The organism is Ramlibacter sp. (genome assembly GCF_035548915.1).
In the GTDB taxonomy this organism is placed as follows: domain Bacteria; phylum Pseudomonadota; class Gammaproteobacteria; order Burkholderiales; family Burkholderiaceae_C; genus Ramlibacter.
Genome location: NZ_DASZSE010000038.1, coordinates 17,914 through 38,824 on the forward strand (window position 1 = coordinate 17,914; position 20,911 = coordinate 38,824).

The 20,911-nt window shown below is 67.0% G+C and carries 21 protein-coding genes; 5 read left to right on the forward strand and 16 right to left on the reverse strand.

The window, feature by feature from the left end:
• From VHA82_RS14135 to guaB, 3 genes are all read right to left on the reverse strand, one after another.
• On the reverse strand, positions 1-435 hold the full coding sequence (locus VHA82_RS14135; protein ID WP_325544724.1) for a type II toxin-antitoxin system VapC family toxin: 435 nt from the start codon (positions 433-435) through the stop codon (positions 1-3).
• Entirely contained in the window at positions 432-680 is a 249-nt protein-coding gene (locus tag VHA82_RS14140) for a type II toxin-antitoxin system prevent-host-death family antitoxin (protein ID WP_325544726.1), read from the reverse strand. The genes VHA82_RS14135 and VHA82_RS14140 overlap by 4 nt, the downstream gene beginning before the upstream one ends.
• A 76-nt stretch (positions 681-756) precedes the next feature.
• On the reverse strand, positions 757-2,226 hold the full coding sequence (gene guaB / locus VHA82_RS14145; protein ID WP_325544728.1) for an IMP dehydrogenase: 1,470 nt from the start codon (positions 2,224-2,226) through the stop codon (positions 757-759).
• Between the two features lie 146 nt (positions 2,227-2,372).
• Between guaB and VHA82_RS14150 the strand changes: the two genes are divergently transcribed.
• Positions 2,373-2,909 carry a DUF4124 domain-containing protein gene (locus VHA82_RS14150; RefSeq protein WP_325544730.1) on the forward strand — a complete coding sequence of 179 codons (537 nt, stop codon included), beginning with the start codon at positions 2,373-2,375 and terminating at the stop codon, positions 2,907-2,909.
• A 36-nt stretch (positions 2,910-2,945) separates the two neighbouring features.
• Here VHA82_RS14150 and VHA82_RS14155 read toward each other — a convergent pair whose 3' ends face one another.
• Both VHA82_RS14155 and VHA82_RS14160 read right to left on the reverse strand, forming a co-directional pair.
• On the reverse strand, positions 2,946-3,305 hold the full coding sequence (locus VHA82_RS14155) for an RnfH family protein (RefSeq protein WP_325544732.1): 360 nt from the start codon (positions 3,303-3,305) through the stop codon (positions 2,946-2,948).
• Positions 3,295-3,738, reverse strand: coding sequence for a type II toxin-antitoxin system RatA family toxin (locus VHA82_RS14160; protein WP_325544734.1), 444 nt, complete (start codon positions 3,736-3,738; stop codon positions 3,295-3,297). Before VHA82_RS14160 ends, VHA82_RS14155 begins: the two co-directional genes overlap by 11 nt.
• Positions 3,739-3,801: 63 nt before the next feature.
• Between VHA82_RS14160 and smpB the strand changes: the two genes are divergently transcribed.
• The 4 genes from smpB (at position 3,802) to VHA82_RS14180 (ending at position 6,116) form a co-directional block, all read left to right on the forward strand.
• Positions 3,802-4,275 (forward strand): SsrA-binding protein SmpB, encoded by a 474-nt coding sequence (gene smpB, locus VHA82_RS14165; RefSeq protein WP_325544736.1) that lies wholly within the window; start codon positions 3,802-3,804, stop codon positions 4,273-4,275.
• A gap of 86 nt (positions 4,276-4,361) precedes the next feature.
• Positions 4,362-4,724 (forward strand): hypothetical protein, encoded by a 363-nt coding sequence (locus tag VHA82_RS14170; RefSeq protein ID WP_325544738.1) that lies wholly within the window; start codon positions 4,362-4,364, stop codon positions 4,722-4,724.
• The gene (locus VHA82_RS14175; RefSeq protein ID WP_325544740.1) at positions 4,724-5,248 is read left to right on the forward strand and encodes a sigma-70 family RNA polymerase sigma factor; all 525 of its coding nucleotides are present in this window, start codon (positions 4,724-4,726) and stop codon (positions 5,246-5,248) included. The genes VHA82_RS14170 and VHA82_RS14175 overlap by 1 nt, the downstream gene beginning before the upstream one ends.
• Positions 5,249-5,261: 13 nt before the next feature.
• Positions 5,262-6,116: an anti-sigma factor gene (locus VHA82_RS14180; RefSeq protein WP_325544742.1), complete on the forward strand. Its 855-nt coding sequence runs from the start codon at positions 5,262-5,264 to the stop codon at positions 6,114-6,116.
• On the opposite strand, the gene VHA82_RS14185 is transcribed toward VHA82_RS14180, so the two are convergent.
• The 11 genes from VHA82_RS14185 to VHA82_RS14235 all read right to left on the reverse strand — a co-directional run bounded on the left by VHA82_RS14185 (position 6,106) and on the right by VHA82_RS14235 (position 20,891).
• Complete coding sequence (locus tag VHA82_RS14185; RefSeq protein WP_325544744.1) at positions 6,106-7,008, reverse strand: DMT family transporter; 903 nt, start codon at positions 7,006-7,008, stop codon at positions 6,106-6,108. The genes VHA82_RS14180 and VHA82_RS14185 overlap by 11 nt on opposite strands.
• A gap of 34 nt (positions 7,009-7,042) precedes the next feature.
• Positions 7,043-8,887, reverse strand: a complete 1,845-nt coding sequence (typA, locus tag VHA82_RS14190) for a translational GTPase TypA (protein WP_325544746.1) — start codon at positions 8,885-8,887, stop codon at positions 7,043-7,045.
• Positions 8,884-9,933, reverse strand: a complete 1,050-nt coding sequence (gene truB, locus VHA82_RS14195) for a tRNA pseudouridine(55) synthase TruB (protein WP_325544749.1) — start codon at positions 9,931-9,933, stop codon at positions 8,884-8,886. The genes typA and truB overlap by 4 nt, the downstream gene beginning before the upstream one ends.
• A 3-nt stretch (positions 9,934-9,936) precedes the next feature.
• The gene (rbfA, locus tag VHA82_RS14200) at positions 9,937-10,302 is read right to left on the reverse strand and encodes a 30S ribosome-binding factor RbfA (protein WP_325544751.1); all 366 of its coding nucleotides are present in this window, start codon (positions 10,300-10,302) and stop codon (positions 9,937-9,939) included.
• A gap of 14 nt (positions 10,303-10,316) precedes the next feature.
• Complete coding sequence (infB, locus tag VHA82_RS14205; protein ID WP_325544753.1) at positions 10,317-13,187, reverse strand: translation initiation factor IF-2; 2,871 nt, start codon at positions 13,185-13,187, stop codon at positions 10,317-10,319.
• Positions 13,188-13,211: 24 nt separating this feature from the next.
• Complete coding sequence (gene nusA, locus VHA82_RS14210; protein ID WP_325544756.1) at positions 13,212-14,708, reverse strand: transcription termination factor NusA; 1,497 nt, start codon at positions 14,706-14,708, stop codon at positions 13,212-13,214.
• Complete coding sequence (gene rimP / locus VHA82_RS14215; protein ID WP_325544758.1) at positions 14,705-15,292, reverse strand: ribosome maturation factor RimP; 588 nt, start codon at positions 15,290-15,292, stop codon at positions 14,705-14,707. The genes nusA and rimP overlap by 4 nt, the downstream gene beginning before the upstream one ends.
• A gap of 105 nt (positions 15,293-15,397) precedes the next feature.
• On the reverse strand, positions 15,398-16,999 hold the full coding sequence (locus VHA82_RS14220; protein WP_325544760.1) for a dipeptide ABC transporter ATP-binding protein: 1,602 nt from the start codon (positions 16,997-16,999) through the stop codon (positions 15,398-15,400).
• The gene (locus VHA82_RS14225) at positions 16,996-18,057 is read right to left on the reverse strand and encodes an ABC transporter permease (RefSeq protein ID WP_325544762.1); all 1,062 of its coding nucleotides are present in this window, start codon (positions 18,055-18,057) and stop codon (positions 16,996-16,998) included. Before VHA82_RS14225 ends, VHA82_RS14220 begins: the two co-directional genes overlap by 4 nt.
• Complete coding sequence (locus tag VHA82_RS14230) at positions 18,041-19,063, reverse strand: microcin C ABC transporter permease YejB (protein ID WP_325544765.1); 1,023 nt, start codon at positions 19,061-19,063, stop codon at positions 18,041-18,043. Before VHA82_RS14230 ends, VHA82_RS14225 begins: the two co-directional genes overlap by 17 nt.
• A 7-nt stretch (positions 19,064-19,070) precedes the next feature.
• Positions 19,071-20,891: an extracellular solute-binding protein gene (locus VHA82_RS14235; RefSeq protein WP_325544767.1), complete on the reverse strand. Its 1,821-nt coding sequence runs from the start codon at positions 20,889-20,891 to the stop codon at positions 19,071-19,073.
• Between the last annotated feature and the right edge of the window lie 20 nt (positions 20,892-20,911).

The following is a 20,911-nucleotide window of genomic DNA, read 5'->3' on the forward strand; positions in this document are numbered from 1 at the left end:
TCAGAGTTCGGCGATGTCGAGCACCTTCACACCGCAGGCAGGCGCCGCACTCGCCAGGCGCTGGTCGAAAGTGAGGAGCGGAAGGTTGAGAGAACGCGCGAGCCACATGTAGCCCGCGTCGTACGCCGAAAGCCCTGCATCGAGCGCCACGGCAAGCGCGGCCTTGTGCTGCGCGGGCGCCAGCTCATGGAGCTCGACGCGATGCCGCACCGCCTCGAGGACGCTCCAGAGGCCCTCGACGCTCGAAGCTGGGATTCGCCCACGGCGTACGCCGTTGGCGATGATGTTCGCGCATTCCCATTGCCAGAGATCGGGCGCTTGCGGGTCGACTTCGTCGCGGCGGATCAACGCGTAGAGACGCCGCGTGTGATCGCTGGCCTCGTCGGGCAGCAGCCAGGCCGCCGTGACCGAGGCGTCGAGAATGAAGGCTGTCATTCCTGCCGGCCTTCGTCGCGCAGCTCGCGCCAGCCCGGACCAGGTCGGATGGTCTTGTGCAGTGCGTCGATCTGGTCGAGTTCCCGGGCGATCTGCTCGTCCGTGATGACGGGCTTGCGCCTGAGCGGCAGCATCCGCACGACTTCCTTGCCGTGACGAGTGATTCGGACTTCCTCTCCTCTCAGAACCCGATCGATGAGTCCGGAAAAATTGTTCTTGGCTTCCGAGATGCCAGTGCGATGCATTTTTTGGCCAGAATTTGATAGTCTGGCCAAATTTTAGCGAGTTGGGCCAGACTCTGCAAGTCTGGCCAGAATAGAATCACTCCGCCCGGTAGTTCGGCGCTTCCTTCGTGATCTGCACGTCGTGCACGTGGCTTTCGCGCATGCCCGCGGCCGTGATCTCGACGAATTGGGCGCTGCCGCGCAGCTCCTCGATGGAAGCGCAGCCGCAATACCCCATCGCCGCGCGCACGCCGCCCGCGAGCTGATAGACGATGGCCACGAGCGACCCTTTGTACGGCACGCGTCCCTCGATGCCTTCGGGAACGAGCTTGTCGGCATTCGGGTTGGAGCTCGTCGCCTCCTGGAAGTAGCGGTCGGCGCTTCCTTGCTGCATCGCGCCGATCGAGCCCATGCCGCGATAGCTCTTGTAGCTGCGGCCCTGGTAGAGCACGATCTCGCCCGGCGCCTCCTCGGTGCCCGCGAACATGCTGCCCATCATCACGCTGTGCGCGCCCGCCGCGATCGCCTTGGCGATGTCGCCCGAAAATCGCACGCCGCCGTCGGCGATGAGGGGCACGCCGCTGCCCTGCAGCGCCGTCGCGACGTTGTCGATCGCGGTGATCTGCGGCACGCCCACGCCCGCCACGATGCGCGTCGTGCAGATGGAGCCCGGCCCGATGCCCACCTTCACCGCATCCGCGCCCGCTTCGACCAGCGCGCGTGCCGCGTCGCCTGTGGCGATGTTGCCGCCGATCACGTCGATCTGCGGGTAGTTCTGCTTCACCCAGCGCACGCGTTCGATCACGCCCTTGCTGTGGCCGTGGGCCGTGTCCACCACGAGGACGTCGACGCCGGCCTTCACCAGCGCTTCGACGCGTTCCTCGGTGCCCTCGCCCACGCCGACCGCCGCGCCCACGCGCAGCCGCCCCGACGCGTCGCGCGCCGCGTTCGGAAAGCTCGTCTGCTTCGTGATGTCCTTGACGGTGATGAGGCCCTTCAGCTCGAAGGCGTCGTTCACGACCAGCACCCGTTCGAGCTTGTACTTGTTCAGAAGCGCCTTCGCTTCGTCGAGGCTCGCGCCTTCGCGCACGGTCACGAGCTTCTCGCGCGGGGTCATGATGCGGCTCACGGGCACGTCGTAGCGCGTCTCGAACCGCAGGTCGCGCCCGGTGACGATGCCTGCCACCTTGCCCGCGTCGATCACCGGGAAGCCGGAGATGCCGAGCTGCTCCGACAGCGCGGTCACTTCGCGCACCGTGTGCTCGGGCGTGATGACCACCGGGTCGCGCAGGACGCCGGATTCGTAGCGCTTCACGCGCGCCACCTCGGCCGCCTGCTGCTTCGCGGTGAGGTTCTTGTGCACGAAGCCGATGCCGCCTTCCTGGGCGATCGCGATCGCGAGACCGGCCTCGGTCACGGTGTCCATGGCCGCGGAGACGAGCGGCAGGTTCAGGCGGATGTTGCGGGAGAGCTGGGTGGAAAGCGAGGTGTCCTTGGGCAGGACCTGGGAGAACGCCGGCACCAGCAACACATCGTCGAAGGTGAGCGCTTTACCGAGAAGGCGCATTTGAGATCGCTCCAAAAAAAGGATTGTACCCGCGTACCTTTTGCCTCACCGCTCGGCGGGTCGTGCGCGCCGCTCGTGAAGGATTCCCGCCGATACAGGGCTTTGCTCTAGGGCCGCCCGCTGCCTTGCGAGCTACACTGCGCCGCATGAAACGCCTCTGCCTTCTCTTCGCGGCTGCCGCGTGCGTCCTGCCGGCCGTGGCGACGGCGCAGTGGCAGTGGATCGACAAGTCGGGCCACAAGGTGTTCAGCGACCAGCCGCCGCCCGTGGACATCCCCGCCTCGAACATCCTGAGGCAGCCCGGCAAGAGCGCTTCGAGCCTGTCGCAGCCGCCCGCCGCCGCGGCGCCGGCTGCCGCCCCCACACCGGTCGCCAACGCGGCGTCGCAGTCCGCACCGAAGCTCACCGGCAAGGAAAAGGAACTCGAAGACAGGAAGAAGCAGGCCGAGGCACAGGCGGCCGCCAGGAAAAAGCAGCAGGAAGAAGAACGGCAGGCGATCCGCGCCGACAACTGCGCCCGCGCCAAGCGGGCGAAGGCCACGTACGACAGCGGCGTGCGGGTCGCGCGCACCAACGACAAGGGCGAGCGCGAAGTGATGGACGACGCGCAGCGCGCCGAGGAAGTGAAGCACCTCGAAGCCGTGATCGCGCGCGACTGCTCCGCGCCGACGGCGACGCAATAGGCGGGCCTCGGCCGCGCCCTGCTCCCTGCTCTCCGTTCAATACCCCGGTTTCGCCCCCGGACGCCGCCTGGCGAAAAGCCCCGCCGCGCGCGCGCCCTGCCCGCGAAACCGCTCGCGTCTGGCCACCTTCGGGTCCACGCGCAACTCGCGATAGACCTCCACCCGGTCGCGATCGCGCAGCGGCTGCTCCCACGAGGCCTTTCGCGCCCACACGCCCGCGACGCACTGCGCGAGCTGCTCCCCGGTGAGAAGCCGCGGCAGGCCGCTCGCCATCACGGCCTGGCGCACCGTCGCGCCCGGCGGCAGCACCACCGCCCACTCGCGGACTTCGCGCGGCGCCGGAGAATAGACGACGGTCACGCGCACCGCGTCGTCTCGCCCGTGCTCAGTCGCCATAGATCTGCTGGGCCCGCTTCACGAACGCATCGACGAGGCTGCCCGCGATCTTGTCGAAGACGGGGCCCACCACGGCAGCGAGCGCGGAGTTCCTGAACGCATAGTGCATCTCCAGCTCCACCTTGCACGCGCGCTGCGTGGGACTGCCGATGGGCGTGAAGCGCCACGTCCCGTCGAGGTCCGAAAACGGGCCATCGATGAGCCGGATGTGCACCTGCCGCGGCGGAATGTGCGTGTTGCGCGTCGTGAAGGACTGGTGGATGCCGCCGAAGGCGATGCCGATTTCGGCCTTCATCCCGTCCGGCTCGATGGCGAGCACCGAAGCGCGATCGCACCACGGCAGGAATTCGGGGTAGCGCGGACAGTCCACGACGAGAGCGAACATCTCCTCGGCGCTGTACCAGATGAGCACGGACTTGTGGACGGTTTTCATGGACAATTGCGGGCCCGGCGGCAGGCATTGTAGAGAGCCGAGGCCGCCCGCATCTGTCAGCTCATGGCGCAAAAGAAAGACGACACCTCCCGCATCGCCGAGAACAAGAAAGCCGCCTTCAACTATTTCGTCGAGGAACGGTTCGAAGCGGGCATTGTCCTCGAAGGCTGGGAGGTGAAGGCACTGCGCGAAGGCAAGGCCCAGCTCACCGACGGCTACGTCGTGATCCGCGAGGGCGAACTCTTCGTGATCGGCCTGCAGATCAGCCCGCTGAAGACCGCCTCCACGCACGTGCACCCCGACGCGGCGCGCACGAAGAAGCTCCTGATGCACAAGGCCGAGATCCGGCGCCTCATCGGCAAGGTGGAACAGAAGGGCTACACGCTCGTGCCGCTGAACCTCCACTGGAAAAGCGGCCGCGTGAAATGCGAGATCGCCCTGGCCAAGGGGAAGGCCTCGCACGACAAGCGCGACACCATCAAGGAACGCGAAGGCAAGCGCGAAGTCGAGCGCGCCATGAAGGAACGCCACCGCTAAGCGTGCTCGCCGCGGCGGAATAAACGCGTTGCGGCCCGTGTTCATGCGGTCAGAGGGGCGCGAAGCGCCGCCCCCGGGAGACCGACATGGACTGGTTCAGGTCCGGCATCAGCACCCTCACGGGTTTCTTCGTCGAAGTGGCCCCGGCCTCCTCGCCGACGAGCGTCGAGCGCGCGCAGGGCATCCGCGCTGCGATGCTCGCCGCGCTGGCCGAGGAAGGCGCGGCCCGCTACTCGCGGCTTGCGCAGCGCATCCGCTACTGCCTGCAGCCGCGCATGCTCTGGGACATGCGGGGCGACTTGATGAACGCGCTGTCGCTGATGTATGGTGAATCGCGCGCGCGCGAGCTGATGACGGATGTCGATAGCCGGTTCGCGGGGGCGGTCCCCGCCGCGTGGACGCCTTTGCGGGCCGCCGCCCCGCATCAACCTCATCCGATGGGCCGCTGATGGATCGAACGCTTCTCGTGCAGCAACTCCCGGGGCTGCGCCGCTATGCGCGCGCGCTCACCGGCGATGCCTGGGCCGCCGACGACCTCGTGCAGGACACGCTCGAGCGCGCCTGCGTGAAGTGGAACCTGTGGACCGCGGGAACGAATCTGCGCGCATGGCTCTTCACGCTCATGCACAACCTCTACCTGAACCAGCGCCGCAGCCAGAAGGTCGCGCTCGCCTCGATCAGCATCGACGAGGTGGAAAGCGACCTTCACGCGCCCGCCTCCAACGATGCGCCGATCGACATCGGCCGGTGCCTGCAGCGCCTGCCCGCGGACCAGCGCGCGGTGCTGTTGCTCGTGGGCGTGGAGGACATGAGCTACCAGGAAGCCGCGAAGGTGCTCGGGATTCCGGTGGGCACGGTGATGTCGCGGCTCTCGCGCGCGCGCAGCCGCCTGCGTGAATTGATGGAAGGCGGTGACGCGGCGCCGCCGAAGACCGCCTCCGGCACGGCACCCGTGCTGAGGCGGATGAAGTGACGGAAGGCCAATGATGCAAACGCGAACGACCGACACGCGATCGAGCAGCCGTGCGATCGCCGAAAGCGAAATCCATGCGATGGTCGACGGCAGGCTCTCCCCCGCAGCGGCCGCGGCCCTTCGCGAGCGGCTCGCGCACGATCCCGAGGCCGCCGCGACGGCGAGGGCCTGGCAGCAGCAGCGCGCCGAATTGCGCGACCTCCATGCGAGCGTGGTGGAGCAGCCCGTTCCCGCTTCGCTGGTGGCCGCCGCCGACCGGCTCGCCCGCACGCACGAGCGCGTCACCGCATGGTGGCGCTACGGCGGCTTGGCGGCATCGCTCGTGCTCGTGTTCGGCCTCGGCTGGACCGCCGGCGATGAATGGCGTGACTGGCGAGGCCCCGGGGCGTACACGCGGCTGGAGCCGGCCGCGCGCCACTTCGCGCAGCAGGCCTCCGTCGCGTTCGCGGTGTACCAGCCGGAAGTGCGGCATCCGGTGGAAGTGACAGCGGCGCAGCAGGAGCATCTCGTGCAGTGGCTCTCCAAGCGGCTTGGCCGGCCGCTGAAGGTCCCGGTGCTCACGGACCAGGGCTACGAGCTCGTGGGCGGGCGCCTCCTGCCCGGCGAGGACGGGGCCCGCGCGCAGTTCATGTACCAGAACGCGACCGGCCAGCGCGTGACGCTCTATCTGGGCGCCATCAAGGCCGGCGGCGGCAACCGCGAGACCGCATTCCGCTTCCTCTCGGAAGGGCCGGTCAACAACTTCTACTGGGTCGACGGCGGCTTCGGCTGCGCGCTGAGCGGCCAGCTCGCGCGCGGCGCGCTGATGGAGCTTGCCGAGGCTGCGTACCGCCAGATCGATCCGCCGGCGGCGGGGCTCAAGCGATAAGGCGCTGCCGTGCGCGCGAGCCGAGCCACTCGTTGGCGACCAGCGCACCGATCACGAGCACGCCGCCCGTGAGGACCGCGCGGCTGGGTTGCTCGCCCGCGCCCAGCCATGCGAAGAGGATCCCGAAGATCACCTCCAGCAGCGCGAGAAGCGCGAGTTCGGGCGCCTTCAGGACGCGCGCGCACATCACCGCGAGCGCGCAGGGGATCGCAAGCTGCACGGCGCCGAGCAGGGCGAGCAACGCGATGTCGTGAGCGGAAGCCCGCAGCGGCATCGCAAGCGGCAAGGTCACGAGCGACGAGAGCGCGGCGCCGACGAGCACCGCCGGCACGAGGTCGACGTCCCGGCCGTGCGCATGCGAGCGCTGCGTGATCGTCCAGTTGGCGGCGGCGGCGAACGGCACGAGAAGCGCCACCCCCGTTCCCGCGAGCCCCTCGGCTTCCATCTGCGAAACGTACATGTAGCCGATGCCGCCGCCCGCCACGACGATGGCCGCCCAGGTCCGAGCGGCGATGCGGTGGCGAAGAAAGACGCGCGCGAGGACGGCGGTGAGAAGCGGCCCGATCGACATCGTCACGAGCACGTTGGCCACGCTCGTGAGTGTGAGGGCGACCATGAAGGCCGTGAACATCACGGCCCAGCACACGCCCGACAGCCAGAGCGTGGCCGGGCCTTTGCGAAAGCTGGCGAAGACCTCGCGGCCCTGGAAGAACGGCAGCAGCGCGATGAGCGACAGCATGGTGAAGAAGCTGCGCCAGAACGTGATCTCGAAACTGCGGGCGAATTCGAGGTGCCGGGTGACGACCCCTGCGATGGACCACATCAGGGTGACCGCCACCATGCCGAGGACCGCGCGGCCGTGAGTGAGCTGCGCGGGATGCATGAAGCGCATCACGGTGCCGTCGCGCCGCGCGCGGACCGGCCGTTCACGCTGCTTCCCGCAGCGCCCGCTTTCTCTCGTGCTCCTTCAGGAAGCGCTTGCGCAGGCGGATCGACTTGGGCGTGATCTCCACGAGTTCGTCGTCCTCGATGAATTCCACCGCGTACTCCAGCGTGAGCTGGATCGGCGGCGCGATCTTGATCGCGTCTTCCTTGCCCGACACGCGGAAGTTGGTGAGCTGCTTCGTGCGCACGGCGTTCACGACGAGGTCGTTGTCGCGGCTGTGGATGCCGACGATCATGCCTTCGTACACGGGGTCGCCCGGCTTCACGAACATGCGGCCGCGGTCGTCGAGCTTGCCGAGCGCATACATCACGATCTCGCCGTCGTCCATCGAGATCAGCACGCCGTTCTTGCGGCTCGCGACTTCCCCCTTGTACGGTTCGTAGCCGTCGAAGATGTTCGAAGCGAGCCCCGTGCCGCGCGTGAGGTTCAGGAATTCGTTCTGAAAGCCGATCAGGCCCCGCGCCGGGATGCGGTATTCGAGCCGCACGCGCCCGCGGCCGTCCGGCTCCATGTTCACGAGTTCGCCCTTGCGTTCGCCCAGGGCCTGCATCACGCCGCCCTGATGGTCTTCCTCGATGTCGACGGTGAGCAATTCGATCGGCTCGTTGCGTTCGCCCTCGATGTCCTTGAACACGACGCGCGGCTTCGACACGGCGAGCTCGTAGCCTTCGCGGCGCATGTTTTCCAGCAGGATCGTGAGGTGCAGCTCGCCGCGCCCGGAGACTTCGTACACGCCGTCCTCGTCGGTGTCGGCCACGCGCAGCGCGACGTTGGCTTGCAGTTCCTTGTCCAGCCGGTCCTTCAGCTGGCGGCTCGTGACGAACTTGCCTTCGCGTCCCGCGAGCGGCGAGGTGTTGACCTGAAAGTTCATCGTGAGCGTCGGCTCGTCCACGCGCAGCATGGGAAGCGGCATGGGTTGCAGCGGATCGGTGAGCGTCACGCCGATGCCCACCTGCTCGATGCCGTTCACGAGCACGATGTCGCCCGGGCCGGCTTCTTCCGCCTGCACCCGCTCCAGGCCTTCGAACTTCAGCACCTGATTCACCTTCGCCATCTGCGGCGCGCCGCCTTCGGCGACGGTGCCGTTGAAGACGGCGACCTGCATGCCGGGGCGGATCGTTCCCTGGTTCACGCGGCCCACGCCGATGCGGCCGACGTAGGTCGAATAGTCGAGCGAGGAGATCTGCAGTTGCAGCGGGGCATCGGCTTCGCCTTCGTGCGCGGGCACGTGCTGCAGGATGGTCTCGAAAAGCGGCGCGAGGTCCGTGCCCCACGTGCCGCCCGCTTCGCCCTCTTTCATCGACGCCCAGCCGTTCAGGCCGGACGCGTACACCACCGGGAAGTCGAGCTGCTCTTCCGTCGCGCCCAGCTTGTCGAAGAGGTCGAACGCGGCGTTGATCACGTAGTCGGGCCGCGAGCCGGGCCGGTCCACCTTGTTCACGACCACGATCGGCTTGAGACCGAGCGCGAGCGCCTTCTTCGTCACGAAGCGCGTCTGCGGCATCGGGCCTTCGACGGCGTCGATGAGCAGCACCACGCCGTCGACCATCGACAAGGCCCGTTCGACCTCGCCGCCGAAGTCGGCGTGCCCGGGCGTGTCCACGATGTTGATGTGCGTGCCCTTCCAGCTCACCGCGCAGTTCTTCGCGAGGATCGTGATGCCGCGCTCGCGCTCGAGGTCGTTGCTGTCCATCACGCGTTCGGCCACCTTCTCGTTTTCGCGGAAGGTGCCGCTTTGGCGCAGCAGCTGGTCCACCAGCGTCGTCTTGCCGTGGTCCACGTGGGCGATGATCGCGATGTTGCGAATCTGCTTGTTGTTGCTCATGTCGTCGTTTCCAGGATCTGCTTGATTTCGGTGGGGGCGAGCAGCCGCCCGGGGATGAGTTCGCGGTTCTTGATTTGTGCTGTGCCTAGGAGGCAACCCTCACCCCAGCCCTCTCCCGCAAGCGGGAGAGGGAGATCTCCCGCTTGCGGGAGAGGGAGCTCGGGTCTCTCCCCCGTCTGGGAAGAGCGAAGCGAGGGGTCGGGTTGCGGTGAGGGGCCGAACACAGCGACTCTCGGTGCATCGTCCCACGCGCCGCGACGCCTGAGACCGCTCAGGAAGCGGCCTGCATCTTCGCTGCCGAGCGTGACGCGTTCGTGATCGGCCAGCAGAGATTCCACAGGCAGCAGGCACGCGATGCGACCTTCTTCCGTCAGGTCCGCGAGCTCGTCGAGCGTCACGCAATGCGCCACCCCGAACGGCCCCGTCTGCACGCGCCTGAGCGACGTGAGGTGCGCCCCGCACCCGAGCGCCTCGCCGATGTCTTCGGCAAGCGTGCGGATGTACGTGCCCTTGCTCACGCGCGCGGTGATCTTCAGCGCGTCGGTGCCTTCGAGGCGCAAGTCCAGCTCGAAGACCTCGACCTGCCGCGCCTCGCGTTCGACTTCGATGCCCGCGCGCGCGTATTCGTAGAGGGCCCGCCCGTTCTTCTTCAGCGCGCTGTGCATCGGCGGCACCTGAAGCATGCGGCCCGAGAAATCTTGCTGCACCGCGGCCAACTGCTTCGGCGTGATCGCAGCCACGCTGCGCGTCGAGACGATTTCGCCCTCCGCATCGCCCGTGGTCGTCGTCACGCCCAGCTTCGCGACGGCCTCGTAAGCCTTGTCCGCATCGAGATGCAGCTGGCTGAATTTCGTCGCGGCGCCGAAGCAAAGCGGCAGCACGCCCGTGGCGAGCGGATCGAGCGTGCCCGTGTGGCCCGCCTTTTCGGCCCGCAGCAGCCACTTCGCCTTCTGCAAGGCGTCGTTGCTCGAAAGACCCTTCGGTTTGTCCAGCAGAAGCACCCCATGCACAGGGCGCCGCTGCACCCTGGTGCGTGGCGCGTTCATCGGCTACTCGTCCTTGGAACGCGAGGAGACGGCCTTGGCGATCAAGGCGTTCATGTCGGCGGCACGCTCGGTGGTGCGGTCGAACAGGAAGTGCAGCGTCGGCACCGTGTGAATGTGCAGACGCTTGAAGAGGCCGTTGCGCAGGAAGCCGGCCGCGTGGTTCAGCGCCTCTTCGCATTCCTGCGCGTCACCCACCAGCACGCTGAAGAAGACCTTCGCATGCGCGTAGTCGGGCGTGACTTCCACTGCGTTGATGGTGATCATGCCCAGCCGCGGGTCCTTCACGTCGCGAATGAGCTCTGCCAGATCGCGCTGAATCTGGTCCGCGATCTGAAAGGCCCTGTTCGGCTTGGCTCCCCGCTTCTGCATGGCTCATCCGCGCGTCACAGCGACCGCGCGATCTCCTTGATCTCGAAGAATTCGAGCTGGTCGCCGACCTCGATGTCGTTGTAGCCGCGGATGTTCAGGCCGCATTCGAAGCCTTCCTTCACCTCGCGCACGTCGTCCTTGAAGCGCTTGAGCGATTCGAGCTCGCCCGTGAAGAGCACGACATTGTTGCGCAGCAGGCGAACCCTCGCCGTGCGGCGCACGACCCCCGAGGTGACCATGCAGCCCGCGATCGCGCCGATCTTGCTCACGCGGAACACCTGGCGTATCTCGGCCGAACCGATCACTTCTTCCTTCTTCTCGGGCGCCAGCATGCCCGACATCGCCGCCTTCAACTCATCCACGGCGTCGTAGATGATGTTGTAGTAGCGGATGTCGATGCCGTTGTGCTCGGCGAGCTTGCGGGCTCCGCTGTCGGCTCGCACGTTGAAGCCGATCACGACCGCCTTCGAAGCGATCGCGAGGTTGATGTCCGATTCCGAAATGCCGCCCACGGCCGCATACACGAGCTGCACCTTGATCTCGTCGGTGGAGAGCTTCAGCAGCGACTGCGAAAGCGCCTCCTGCGAGCCCTGCACGTCCGCCTTCACGATGATCGGCAGCGTCTTCACTTCGCCCGCGGCCATCGTCTCGAACATGTTCTCGAGCTTCGCGGCCTGCTGCTTCGCGAGCTTGGTCGTGCGGTACTTGCCCGCCCGATACGTCGCGATCTCGCGCGCGCGGCGCTCGTCGGCGAGCACCATGAACTCGTCGCCCGCCTGCGGCACTTCCGACAGGCCCTGGATCTCCACCGGGATCGACGGGCCGGCGTCCTTCACGGGCTTGCCGTTCTCGTCGAGCATCGCGCGCACGCGGCCGTAAGTCTGGCCCGCGAGCACGACGTCGCCCGTCTTCAGCGTCCCCTGCTGCACCAGCACGGTCGCGACCGGGCCGCGGCCCTTGTCGAGCTGCGCTTCGATCACGAGACCCTTGGCCATCGCGTCGACCGGCGCCTTCAGCTCCAGCACTTCGGCTTGCAGGAGCACCTGCTCCAGCAGTTCGTCCACGCCCTGACCGGTGCGCGCCGAAACCGCCACGAAGGGCGAATCGCCGCCGAATTCCTCCGGCACGACCTGCTCGGCCACAAGCTCCGTCTTCACGCGGTCCGGGTTCGCCTCCGGCTTGTCGATCTTGTTCATCGCCACGACGATGGGAACTCCCGCCGCCTTCGCGTGCTTGATCGCTTCCCTCGTCTGCGGCATGACGCCGTCGTCGGCCGCCACCACCAGGATCACGATGTCGGTCGCCTGCGCGCCGCGCGCCCGCATCGCGGTGAACGCCTCGTGGCCCGGCGTGTCCAGGAACGAGATCGTGCCGCGATCGGTCTTCACGTGGTAGGCGCCGATATGCTGCGTGATGCCGCCGGCTTCGCCCGCCGCGACCTTGGTGCGGCGGATGTAGTCCAGAAGCGAGGTCTTCCCGTGGTCGACGTGACCCATCACGGTCACGACCGGAGGACGCGGCTGCGCCGTGGCCTCGTACAGGCCCGATTCCTCCTCGCTGAACGCCTCGGGGTCGTCGAGCTCGGCCGTGACCGCCTTGTGCCCCATTTCCTCCACGAGGATCATCGCGGTGTCCTGGTCGAGCGACTGGTTGATGGTGACGAGCTGTCCCATCTTCATGAGCGTCTTGATCACTTCGGACGCCTTCACGGCCATCTTGTGCGCAAGCTCGGCGACCGTGATCGTCTCGGGCACGTGCACTTCGATCACGCGTGCTTCCTGCGCGGCGGCCTGCGGGGCCTCGTCGCGGTCGCCGCGGTGGTCCTTGCGGCCCCTCGGGCCGCCACGCCAGTTGTTGCGGCCGACGCCACCCGAGGCATCGCCGCGGGTCTTGATTTCCTTCTTCTTCGAAGGATCGTTGGCCCAGCTCGAAGAGAGCTTGGCGGACTTGACTTCCTTGTTGCCGCCCGCACCGGGCGCCGCGGGCGCGGCAGCCGGCGCCTGGCCGGTGCGCGCCTGCGTCGGCGGCTTGTGCAGCGTGCCCTTCACGCCGGGCTTGCCGGGCTCCGTTGCTTTCGCGACCGGCTTGGCTTCTTCCGGCTTCTTGGCAACGAGCACCTTCTTCGGCGCGGCCATCATCGATCGGATCGCGGCGGCTTCGGCTTCGGCCTTGCGGCGGCGCTCCTGCAGCTCGCTGGCGCGCTGAGCTTCTTCTTCGCCGCGCGCCTTGGATTCGGCCGCGGCCTTCTCGCGTGCCTCGGCCTGCGCGCGGGCGACGGCTTGCGCGGCTTCGTCCGCGACCGCCTTGGCCGACGTGACGCCGGCTTGCGCCGTGGCCTGCTGAGCCTCCTTGGCGGCGCGTTCCTGAGCGGCCCGGGCCTCTTCGGCTTCGCGCTCGCGTTGCTCCGCGGCTTCGCGCTCGCGGCGCTTGGCGGCGAGTTCCTCTTCCTGGCGGCGGATGAGCTCGGCCTGGCGGCGCGCTTCTTCCTCGCGGCGGGCGAGTTCGGCTTCGTCCACCGCGGGCGGCGGCGGCGGCGCAGGCGCGGGGGGCTCGGGCGCTTCGACCACGGCCGTGTCGGCGCCTTCGTCTCGCTTCACGAAGGTGCGCTTCTTGCGCACTTCCACCTGAATCGTTCGCGCCTTGCCCGAGGAGTCGGCCTGCTTGATTTCGCTCGTGGATTTCTTCACCAGCGTGATCTTCTTGCGCTCGGGCGTGGCGGTGCCGTGGCTCGCCTGGAGGTAGCCCAGGAGCTTTTGCTTGTCGGCATCGGTGAGCGAATCGGTCGGCGCCGACTTGGCGACACCGGCGTGACGCAGCTGTTCGAGCAGCGTCTCGGTGGATTTCTTGAGTTCGTTCGCGAACTCGGCAACGGTGGTACTAGACATGTGTTCTCAGTTCCTCCCTGCCGTTCATGAGTGTGCCGCCGCGGCACCGGAGAACCAGTGCTCGCGCGCCTTCATGATGAGGGTCTTGCCTTCTTCGGCGGACTGGCCGGTGATTTCCGTCAGTTCGTCCACGGCGAGGTCCGCGAGGTCGTCGCGGGTGTGCACTCCCGCCTCGGCGAGCTGTGCGATGAGCTGCGGGTTGAGCCCTTCGAGATCGCGCAGGTCCTGCGAGACTTCCTCGACGCTTTCTTCCCGCGCGATCTCCATCGTGAGCAGCGCATCCTTCGCGCGGGCCCGCAGTTCGCTCACGGTGTCCTCGTCGAACGATTCGATCTCGAGCATTTCCTGCAGCGGCACATAGGCCACTTCCTCGAGGCTCGTGAAGCCCTCGGCGATCAGGATGTCGGCGATTTCCTCGTCCACGTCCAGCTTTTCCATGAAGAGCTGGCGCAGCTTCTGCTGCTCCTCGGCGGTCTTCTGGGCCGACTCGTTGGCATCCATGATGTTGATCTTCCAGCCCGTGAGCTCGGAGGCGAGCCGCACGTTCTGGCCGCCGCGGCCGATCGCGATCGCGAGGTTCTCCTCGTCGACCACGACGTCCATGGCGTGCTTTTCCTCGTCGACGACGATCGAGGACACGTTCGCGGGCGCGAGCGCGCCGATCACGAACTGCGCCGGGTCCTCGGACCACAGCACGATGTCCACGCGCTCGCCGGCGAGTTCGTTGGTGACCGCATTCACGCGCGAGCCGCGCACGCCCACGCAGGTGCCGATCGGGTCGACGCGCTTGTCGTGCGAGATGACGGCGATCTTGGCGCGCGAGCCGGGGTCGCGGGCGCAGCTCTTGATCTCGAGCAGGCCCTGCTCGATCTCGGGCACTTCCTGGCGGAAGAGCTCGATCATGAACTCCGGCGCCGAGCGCGACAGGATGATCGGCGCGCCGCGCAGGTTCAGATCCACTTCCATGATCATGGCCCGCACGCGGTCGCCGTTGCGCAGGTTCTCCTTCGGGATCATCTCGCCGCGGCGCAGCCGGCCTTCGACGCGGCCCGACTCGACGATGATGTCGCCCTTGTCCATGCGCTTCACGGTGCCCACGAAAATCTTGTCGCCGCGCGACATGAAATCGTTCAGGAGCATCTCGCGCTCGGCGTCGCGAATCTTCTGCAGGATCACCTGCTTGGCCGCCATCGCGCCGATGCGCCCGATGGGAAGCGATTCGACCTGCTCCTCGATGTATTCGCCCTCCTCGACGTCGGCCACGCGTTCGCGGGCATCCATGAGGAGTTCCTCGGCGTCCGGGTTCTGCAGCCCCTGTTCGTCGGGGACCACGAGCCAGCGGCGGAAGGTTTCGTAGTCGCCGGTTTCACGGTCGACCGAGACCCGGATGTCGACTTCGCCCTGGTAGAGCTTCTTGGTCGCCTGCGCCAGAGCTGCCTCGACCGCGCCGAACACGACGTCGCGCTCGACGTTCTTCTCGCGCGAGATGGCATCCAACAGCATCAACAGTTCGCGATTCATTTCCCTTGCTCCTGAACCCCGGGACGCTTGCGCCCCTTGAAATCCACTATCGGCGCGAGGCGGGCTTCCTTCAGCTCGTCCAGCGCGAAACCCAAGACCTGCAGCGGGTGTGCCGCCGCCCCTTTTTCCGCCGCCCTCTTTTTTGCCGGCCTGCGACCGGGCACGGGCGGGGGCTCGTCGCTCCACACCAGCTGCCAGCCGCCGCTTTCGCCGCGCTCCAGCGTGCCGCGAAACTTCTTCCTGCTGGCGGCCACCGCGCCGCTGGCCGCGGCGCCCATCGGCGCCTTCAGCGTGATGTCGACCGTCTCGCCCGCGAAACGCTCGAAATCCCTTTCACCACGCAACGGCCGATCGATGCCGGGGGACGACACTTCCAGGCGCTTGTAGTCCACGCCCTCGACCTCGAGCGTGTACTGCAGCTGGCGCGTGACGCGTTCGCAATCTTCGACGTTCACGAAGCGCTGCGACCCATCGAAAGGCCAGTCAATCGTCACGCGCAGCGTGCCACCGGCGGAGCGTTCGAGCTCCACCAGCTCGTAACCGAGGCCGGTCACGGTGCGATCGACGATGTCGTGCAAAGCCACTGACGTACTGAACCACCCGAGCAAAAAAAACGGGCGGTTGGTATCCGCCCGTTTGGTCGTGAAGACGGTATTGTATCCGCCAACACGTTGATTTGCAACGAGAGATCAGGCCGCGGCCGCCACCAGCGTGCGTGTGTACGGGTTCTTCGGCGCGTCCAGCACTTCCTCGACCGTGCCGCGCTCCAGGATCTCGCCGTCCTTCATCACCAGCACGTCGTGCGCCATGGCCCGGATCACGTCGACGTCGTGGGTGATCAGCAGATACGCGAGGCTTCTCTCACGTTGGAGCCTCTGCAGCAATTTCAAGACCTGCTTTTGAATCGTCACGTCGAGCGCGCTCGTCGGCTCGTCGAGGATCAGCACCGACGGCTCGACGATGAGGGCCCGCGCGATCGCCAGGCGCTGACGCTGGCCGCCGGAGAATTCGTGCGGATACCTCTGCAGGAGGCCGGGGAACTGCGATTCGGTGAGCCCGACCTCCGCGAGCGCCATGACGACGCGCTGCTGCCGGTCCTGCGGCGAAAGTTCCGGATGGTGCACGAGAAGCCCCTCGCCCACGATTTCTTCCACCGTCATGCGCGGCGACAGCGACGAGAACGGGTCCTGGAACACGACTTGCACCAGCCGCCGGATCGCCTTGTTCGACGCGGCGTCCGGCCCCCAGCGGCGCTCGACCACGTCGAGCTCGCCTTCGTGCGGCAGGAGCCCGAGCGCCGCCATCGCGAGCGTCGACTTGCCCGAGCCCGACTCCCCGACGACGCCGAGCGTGTGGGCGGGCCGGATCGCGAAGGCGGCGTCCTTCACCGCGACGAAGCGGCCCTTGCGCAGCCACCCCCTGAAGCCCGGCAGCGGCGTCGGATAGGTCACCTGCAAACCTTTGGCCTGCATCACGGTCGGCGCGCTTGCCGCGGACCCTTCCACCACGTCGCGCTCCGGCCGGCTTTCGATGAGCTTGCGGGTGTAGTCATGCGCCGGGTGCGCGAAGATATCCGCCACGGGCCCCTGCTCCACCAGATGCCCGTCTTCCATCACCGCCACGCGGTCGGCGAACTTGCGCACGAGGTTCAGGTCGTGCGTGATGAGAAGGATCGCCATCCCGGTCTGGCGCTGCAGGTCGGCGAGCAGTTCGAGGATCTGCTGGCGCAGCGTCACGTCGAGCGCGGTGGTCGGCTCATCGGCCAGAAGGAGCTTCGGACGGCACGCGAGCGCCATGGCGATCATCGCCCGCTGCCGCTGGCCGCCCGAGAGCTGATGCGGGTAGGCCGTGGCGCGTCTGCGCGGCTCGGGAATGCCGGTGGCGGCGAGTGCTTCAACCGCCGCGTCCCAGGCTTGCCGCTTCGAGAGCGCCTGCTTCAGTTCCAGCACTTCGGCAACCTGGTTGCCGACGGTGTAGAGGGGATTGAGCGCCGTCATCGGCTCCTGGAAGATCATCGCGATGTCGCGTCCGCGCACGCCGAGGAGTTCGCGTTCGGACAGTTGCAGCAGATCGACTTCGCGCTCGTCCTGGAATCGGGCGCTGCCCGAGATCGTGGCGTTCGGCACGAGGCGCAGGAGACTCAGCGCCGTCACCGTCTTGCCCGAACCGGATTCGCCCACAAGCGCGAACTTCTCGCTCGGGCCGATCGAGAAATCGACACCGTGCACCACTTCCTTCGCGCCGAATGCGACGGTGAGGCCGTGAACGTCGAGGAGGCGTTTCCCGTTCACGTGTCGGCCTTTCTCGGATCGAGCGCGTCGCGCAGGGCGTCGCCCATGAAGGTGAGGAGCAGCAGCGTCACAACCAGCACCGCGAACGTGAGCGCTGAAATCCACCACGCGTCGAGGTTCGCCTTGCCCTGGTTCAGCAGTTCGCCGAGCGAGGGCGTGCCCGGTGGCACGCCCAGGCCCAGGAAATCGAGCGACGTGAGCGCGAGGATCGCCGCGCTCATCTCGAACGGCAGGAAGGTCACGACCGGCGTCATGCTGTTGGGCAGGATGTGCCGCCAGATGATCCGGGCGTTACCCACGCCGAGCGCCCGGGCGCTGCGCACGTAGTCCATCTGGCGGTTGCGCAGGAACTCCGCTCGCATGTACTGCGACAGGCCCATCCAGGTGAAGAGGCTCAGGAGCGCGATCAGAAGCGGCACGCTCGGCGTGAAGATCGAGCTGAAGATGATGAGCAGGTAGAGCTCGGGCATCGAGCCCCAGATCTCGATGAAGCGCTGGAAAGCGAGGTCGGTGCGGCCCGCGAAGTAGCCCTGGACCGCGCCCGTGATCACGCCGACCACCACGCCGATCACCGTGAGCGCGAGCCCGAACAGCACGCTGATGCGAAATCCGTAGATGAGCGTCGCGAGCAGGTCGCGCCCGCGCTCGTCGGTGCCCAGCCAGTTGTCCGCGGAGGGCGGCGCGGGATTGGGCAGCTTCGCGAAGTAGTTGAGCGTCTCGGGGCCGTAGGGGTTGGGCGGCCAGAGGACCCAGTTGGACCCCTGCGTGATCTTTTGCCGGACGTAGGGGTCCAGGTAATCCGTCGGCGTCTCGAAGTCGCCCCCGAAAGTCTTCTCCGGATAGTCGTGCAGCATCGGAAAGTAGAGCTCGCCGTTGTAGTGCACGACATAGGGCTTGTCGTTGGAGATCAGTTCCGCAAAGAGGCTCAGGAAAAAGAGCACCGCGAAAAGCACGAGGCTGTAGAAGCCGAGGCGGTTGCGGCGAAAGCGCCGCCAGGCGCGCCGCCCGGGACTCAGGTGCGCGGGCACGGGCTGGAGCGCTTCAGTCGAACTTGACACGGGGGTCCACCCAGACGTAGGCGAGGTCGCTGACGAGGCGCGTGACAAGACCGATCAGCGTGAAGAAGTAGAGCGTGCCCATCACGACGGGATAGTCGCGGCGGATCACGCTTTCGTAGCTGAGGAGCCCGAGTCCGTCGAGCGAAAAGAGCGTCTCGATCAGAAGCGCGCCGGTGAAGAACGCCCCGATGAATGCCGCGGGAAAGCCCGTGATGATCGGGATCAGCGCGTTGCGGAACACGTGCTTCCAGAGCACGCGCCGCTCCTCCAGCCCCTTCGCGCGGGCCGTGAGCACGTATTGCTTTCGGATCTCCTCCAGAAACGAATTCTTCGTGAGCATCGTCGTCACGGCGAAGCTGCCGATCACCATCGCGAAGACGGGCAGCGTGATGTGCCACAGGTAGTCCACGATGCGCGCGGGCCAGCTCAGTTCGTCCCAGTTCGCGGAGGTGAGTCCGCGCAGCGGGAACCACTGCAACTGCCCGCCGAAGACGACGAGCAGGAGCACCCCCAGCACGAAACCGGGGATGGCGTAGCCCACGAGCACGATGAGGCTCGTCACGAAATCGAAGCGGCTGCCGGCGCGCACCGCCTTCGCGACGCCCAGCGGCACGGCAATCAGGTAGCTGATGAAGAAGGTCCAGAGGCCCAGGCTCACCGAGACGGGCAGCTTTTCCACGATCAGGTCCCACACGCTCTTGTTCTGGAAGAAACTGCGGCCCAGGTCGAACCGCGCGAACTCGCCGAGCATCTTCATGAAGCGCTCGGGCGCGGGGCGGTCGAAACCGTAGAGCTTCTTGATCTCCTCGATCTTCTTCGGGTCGACGCCTTGCGCGCCGCGATAGACCGCGCCACCCTCCCCGCCGCCCGGGCCGCGCCGCGCTTCGGCCATGTACTGCTGCACGGGGCCGCCGGGGACGAACTGCGTCACGGCGAACGTGATGACGAGCACCCCCAGCAGCGTGGGCAGCATGAGCAGGATGCGCTTGAGGATGTAGGCGAACATGCGCGGGCTATTTCGTGATCGGCGGATTGCGCGCCCACCAGGTGAACATCGGCCAGCCCATGTAGGCGACGCCTTCGGGCGGATATGGCGGCACTTCGCCGGGCCGCTCGAGCCGCCAGGCATCGTAGGCGATGCGCGTCTCGCGCGTGGTCCAGGCCGGCACCATGTAGTGGCCGTGCGCGATCACGCGGTCCAGCGCGCGGCACGCCGCGAGGAATTCCTCGCGCCGGTCGGCGCCGGTGAGGCGATTCAGCAGCGCGTCGATCGCCGGGCTCTTGATCCCCATCCAGTTGCTCGATCCGACCGTGTCGGCCGCCTTGCTGCCGAAGAACTCCACGTAGTCCGATCCGGGAAAGTGCGTCCCGGGGATGGACAGGCCGATCAACTCGAACTGCCGGTTGTCGATGCGCTCCTGGTACAGCGCCCAGTCCACTTCGCGCAGGCGCAGTTCGATGCCGAGCTTTTCGAGCGCGCGCTGCCACGAGGCAAGCGTGGTCGCGCTCTTGGCTTCCGGCGTGTCGAGCAGCTCGATCGTGAGCGCCTCCCCCTTCGCGTTGCGCCTCACGCCATGGCTCAGGGTCCAGCCGGCCTCGTTCAGCAGCGCGTCTGCCCGGCGCAGGTTTTCACGAAGCGAATTCGGCGGTGCCGTGCTCGGCGGTATCGCCATCGGACCGTAGGTGTCCGGTGGCAGGACGTTGCGGAAGGGGTCGATGAGCGCGAGTTCTTCCTTCGACGGCAGCCCGTTGGCCTCGCAGTCGGTGTTGCCGAAGATGCCCTTCACGCGCGTGTACGAACCGCGAAAGAGCATGCGGTTCATCCATTCGTAGTCCATCGCGAGCTCGATGGCCATGCGCACGCGCCGGTCCTGGAATTTCGCGAGGCGCAGGTTGAACATGTAGCTGTACCAGCCGTCCGGCCGCCGGTGGCGAAACGGCGACTTCACGAGTTCGCCGCGCTCGATGCGCCGGCCGTTGAGCCTGCGGTTCCAGTCGCCGGCGGAGAAGAACTCCATCAGGTCGAACTCGCCCGCCTTCAGCGCCTCGAGCTGCGCGGTGTTGTCGCGGTAGATCTTCACGGTGATGCGATCGAAGTTCACCATGCCGCGACGCACGTTCAGGTCCTTCGCCCAGTAAGCCGCATCGCGCACGTACGTGATGTCCTTGCCGAAGCGCACCGGGCCGATCCTGTACGGGCCGCTTCCGATCGGCGTGTCGGTCACGACCTGATCGAACGTCTTGCCCGCGCCCCATTTCGGGCTGAACACCGGAATGCCGCCCGCCACGAGCGGCAGCTGACGGTCGTTCTTCTTGAACCGGAATCGCACCGTGCGCTCGTCGACGACGTCGCAGCCCGCGATGTCCGCGAACACCGTCGCGTATTGCGGCGCGGCGTACTTGGAGATGAGCGTCTCGTAGCTGTACTTGACGTCCGCGGCGCGCACCGGGTCGCCGTTCTGGAAGCGTGCTTCCTTGCGCAGCCGGAATGTCGCGGACATGCGATCGGGCGCGACCTCCACGTCTTCGGCGAGGAGGCCATAGGCCGCGTCGTTCTGGTCCATCGAACCCGTGAGCAGCGTCTCGAACAGCAGGTCTGCGAGAAACGAAGGCTCCCGCCCCTTCAGCGTGAACGGGTTGTACTTGTCGAAGTTCGACACGCGCGAGCCCGCCACGAGCCGCAGCTCGCCGCCCTTGGGCGCTTTCGGGTTGACGTAGTCGAAGTGATCGAAGCCGGGCGGATACTTGAAGTCGCCCCAGACCGAATAACCCGGCGCGGCCCAGCCCGCACCGCCGAGCAGCAGGCTCGAGAAGAACAGCAGCAGAGCACGCATGCGACAATTCTGCCGACTTT

What these genes read in the sequence shown, in the direction of transcription:
- guaB (WP_325544728.1), bottom strand. Translation starts at nt 2,226, where the DNA reads ATGCGCCTTCTCGGTAAAGCGCTCACCTTCGACGATGTGTTGCTGGTG.
- VHA82_RS14155 (WP_325544732.1), bottom strand. Translation starts at nt 3,305, where the DNA reads ATGGCGACTGAGCACGGGCGAGACGACGCGGTGCGCGTGACCGTCGTC.
- VHA82_RS14175 (WP_325544740.1), top strand. Translation starts at nt 4,724, where the DNA reads ATGGATCGAACGCTTCTCGTGCAGCAACTCCCGGGGCTGCGCCGCTAT.
- truB (WP_325544749.1), bottom strand. Translation starts at nt 9,933, where the DNA reads ATGAACGCGCCACGCACCAGGGTGCAGCGGCGCCCTGTGCATGGGGTG.
- smpB (WP_325544736.1), top strand. Translation starts at nt 3,802, where the DNA reads ATGGCGCAAAAGAAAGACGACACCTCCCGCATCGCCGAGAACAAGAAA.
- VHA82_RS14170 (WP_325544738.1), top strand. Translation starts at nt 4,362, where the DNA reads ATGGACTGGTTCAGGTCCGGCATCAGCACCCTCACGGGTTTCTTCGTC.
- VHA82_RS14140 (WP_325544726.1), bottom strand. Translation starts at nt 680, where the DNA reads ATGCATCGCACTGGCATCTCGGAAGCCAAGAACAATTTTTCCGGACTC.
- VHA82_RS14235 (WP_325544767.1), bottom strand. Translation starts at nt 20,891, where the DNA reads ATGCGTGCTCTGCTGCTGTTCTTCTCGAGCCTGCTGCTCGGCGGTGCG.
- VHA82_RS14180 (WP_325544742.1), top strand. Translation starts at nt 5,262, where the DNA reads ATGCAAACGCGAACGACCGACACGCGATCGAGCAGCCGTGCGATCGCC.
- VHA82_RS14150 (WP_325544730.1), top strand. Translation starts at nt 2,373, where the DNA reads ATGAAACGCCTCTGCCTTCTCTTCGCGGCTGCCGCGTGCGTCCTGCCG.
- typA (WP_325544746.1), bottom strand. Translation starts at nt 8,887, where the DNA reads ATGAGCAACAACAAGCAGATTCGCAACATCGCGATCATCGCCCACGTG.
- infB (WP_325544753.1), bottom strand. Translation starts at nt 13,187, where the DNA reads ATGTCTAGTACCACCGTTGCCGAGTTCGCGAACGAACTCAAGAAATCC.
- rbfA (WP_325544751.1), bottom strand. Translation starts at nt 10,302, where the DNA reads ATGCAGAAGCGGGGAGCCAAGCCGAACAGGGCCTTTCAGATCGCGGAC.
- VHA82_RS14230 (WP_325544765.1), bottom strand. Translation starts at nt 19,063, where the DNA reads ATGTTCGCCTACATCCTCAAGCGCATCCTGCTCATGCTGCCCACGCTG.
- VHA82_RS14160 (WP_325544734.1), bottom strand. Translation starts at nt 3,738, where the DNA reads ATGAAAACCGTCCACAAGTCCGTGCTCATCTGGTACAGCGCCGAGGAG.
- VHA82_RS14135 (WP_325544724.1), bottom strand. Translation starts at nt 435, where the DNA reads ATGACAGCCTTCATTCTCGACGCCTCGGTCACGGCGGCCTGGCTGCTG.
- nusA (WP_325544756.1), bottom strand. Translation starts at nt 14,708, where the DNA reads ATGAATCGCGAACTGTTGATGCTGTTGGATGCCATCTCGCGCGAGAAG.
- VHA82_RS14185 (WP_325544744.1), bottom strand. Translation starts at nt 7,008, where the DNA reads ATGCGCTTCATGCATCCCGCGCAGCTCACTCACGGCCGCGCGGTCCTC.